Genomic DNA, 2,537 nt, shown 5'->3' with positions numbered 1-2,537 from the left:
GTATCTCGTTTAGCTGTAAATGTGCTGACTGCGCTTGTTTCCGCGCACTTTAGTTTCTGCCTTACCGCCCTCTGATCCTCGGATCCAGCGCATCACGTAAACCGTCGCCCAAGTAGTTCACCGACAGAACTGTCAATGAAATCGCGATGCCGGGCAATACAACCCGCTCGGGGTATTCTGTCATGCGGGGCACGCTATCTGCCAGCATCTTACCCCATGTGGGGAAGTCGGAGGGGAAGCCGACGCCTAGGAAGGACAGCGCGCTTTCTGTGATGATGGCGGTCGCGAGGCCAAGCGTGGCGGAGACCATGATGGGGGACATGATGTTGGGCAGCAAATGGCGCGTGATGATCTTGGCGGGTGTGGTGCCGATCGAGCGGGCGGCAAGGATGAACTCGCGCTCTTTCAGGGCCAATATTTCGCCGCGCACGATGCGGGCTGTTTGCATCCAAGACGTGATCGCGATGATGCCGACGATTAGCACGAACATGCCGCCCTCTGGGCCGTAGGCGGCGCGCAAGGGTTGGCGGAACAGGGTAACTGCTACCAGTAGCAAGGGAAGCAGTGGCAAGGACAGCACGAGGTCTGTGAAGCGCATCAGGATGCCGTCGAGGCGTTTGAAATAGCCTGACAGCACGCCGACAAGTGTGCCAAGGAACAGCGCAAGGACCATCGCGGCCCAGCCAACCGCAAGCGATGTGCGACCGCCCTTGATCATGTTGGCGAGCATATCGCGGCCCAAGTTGTCTGTGCCAAGGGGACGGTTCCACGCGACCTTCGCGCTGCCATCCCAGAGCCATGTGTAGATCGGGCGCACGTCTTTGTTGCGGATATCCAGTTTTTGCGGATCAAGTGACCAAATGTAGGGCCCAAAGAGAACGAAGAGGGTGATGAAAATGAGGAACCCGCCGCCGAACAGCGCGCCCTTGTGTTTGCGGAACTGATCCCACACGTCTTTCCACTGGCTGCGGGGGGGCTTGGACGGTTCTTTGTCTTTTAGCGCTGCGATTGCGTCAACTTGCGTGGCTGCATCAGTCATAGCGGATCCTCGGATCAAGGACGCCGTAGAGGATATCGGCAATCAGATTGAAGAGTACGATCAGGATCGCGAAGATGAAGGTCAGCGTTAGAACCATCGGGATGTCGTTGGCAAAAAGCGCGGTCAGCAAGAGCTGGCCAATGCCATTCACCTTGAACACGTTCTCGGTAATGATCGCGCCGCCAAAGATGGCGGGCATTCCAAGTGCAATGACGGTGACCACGGGGATCATTGAGTTGCGCAGCACGTGGACCATGACGACTACCGCTTCGGATAGGCCCTTGGCACGGGCGGTGCGCACGTAGTCTTGGTTCAGGTTTTCCAACATAGAGGCGCGCATGTAGCGGCTGATCTGCGCCGTTGTTTGCAGCGCCAGCACCATGACTGGCATGATCATCTGCAAGAACTGGACTTTGAAGCTGGCCCAGTCTGTGACGACGTGGGTGGTGTCATAGATCGATGGGAACCAGCCCAGTTGCACAGAGAAGAGCACGATCAGCAGGGGACCGGTAAAGAACGGCGGGATCGAGAAGCCGATCATGGAGACGAATGTACCGGCTTGATCGAAGACTGAATACTGACGGTAGGCGGAGTAGACACCGATAGGCAGGGCGATCAGGATGCCAACGATATAGGCCATGCCAACAACCCAAAGCGTTTGCGGCATACGCTGTACGACAATATCCATAACGGGGCTGCGTGTCTGCCAAGAGATAACGCGCTGCACGCCCTCTGTGTAGGACGTGCCAACCATCCAATCCCAGTACACCATCGGTTCGACAATGAAGAACTGGTAGAGCCATTTAAAGTAGCGGATGTGGGAGGGCTGACCAAGGCCAAGCGCTTCGCGCATCTTTTCTTTGACTTCAGGGGGGACGGTTAGGGGAACCTGCGCCATTGGATCACCGGGGGCGAGTTCCATCAGCAAGAAGATCACGAGGCTGATAAAGAGCAACGTCGGAACAGAGAGGATCAGACGTCTAATGGCGAATGTCAGCATGGGGATCCAGACTTGAAGATCGGGTTGGTTAGCGAACGCTCCGAGATGTGTAGGGGCGGTGGCAAACAAACCAAAGAGGGAAGAGGGGAGATGCGCCCTGCCAATCGAAAGAGGGGCAGGGCGCGAGAGCGATTAAAGTCGCTTACTTTACACGGTGCCAATCTGCAACGTTCCAAAGCTCGGAGTCCCAAACGTTCAGAACAACGCCACCAAGTGAGTTAGCGTGCGCAGACACACGTGCACGGTTCACAAGTGGAACGATCGTGTTTGTGTCTTTTGTTACCATATCGTTCATCTTACGCGCGATTTCGCCACGCTTGTCGATGTCACCCGTACGGCCAAGTTCGTCGATCAGCTCGTCATATGCGGGATCGCAGAAACGGTTGATGTTCTCACCCTGCCACTGGCTGGATGGCTTTGGCTCTGCACCACAACGGTACGCGGCAAGGTACTGCTGCGGGTCTGTGCCGTTGAAGGTGTTGGCATACATTTCCACGT

The 2,537-nt window shown here is 56.4% G+C and carries 2 protein-coding genes and 1 pseudogene; all 3 read right to left on the bottom strand.

Annotation, left to right across the window (positions count from 1 at the left end):
• Nucleotides 1-61: 61 nt before the first annotated feature.
• Nucleotides 62-1,039 (bottom strand): ABC transporter permease, encoded by a 978-nt coding sequence (locus QZ279_RS10595; RefSeq protein WP_293450638.1) that lies wholly within the window; start codon nt 1,037-1,039, stop codon nt 62-64.
• Nucleotides 1,032-2,039, bottom strand: coding sequence for an ABC transporter permease (locus QZ279_RS10590; protein WP_293450636.1), 1,008 nt, complete (start codon nt 2,037-2,039; stop codon nt 1,032-1,034). The genes QZ279_RS10595 and QZ279_RS10590 overlap by 8 nt, the downstream gene beginning before the upstream one ends.
• A 142-nt stretch (nt 2,040-2,181) precedes the next feature.
• Nucleotides 2,182-2,537, bottom strand: a pseudogene (locus QZ279_RS10585) (peptide ABC transporter substrate-binding protein); the annotation flags it as partial.

The organism is Planktotalea sp., from assembly GCF_018607965.1.
Lineage (GTDB): Bacteria > Pseudomonadota > Alphaproteobacteria > Rhodobacterales > Rhodobacteraceae > Planktotalea.
Note: the sequence above shows the minus strand (reverse complement) of the source record. Positions and strands in the feature narration are given on the sequence as shown.

Bases quoted from the DNA above. Each gene is read 5' to 3' on its own strand.
- QZ279_RS10590 (WP_293450636.1), bottom strand. From the start codon at position 2,039: ATGCTGACATTCGCCATTAGACGTCTGATCCTCTCTGTTCCGACGTTG.
- QZ279_RS10595 (WP_293450638.1), bottom strand. From the start codon at position 1,039: ATGACTGATGCAGCCACGCAAGTTGACGCAATCGCAGCGCTAAAAGAC.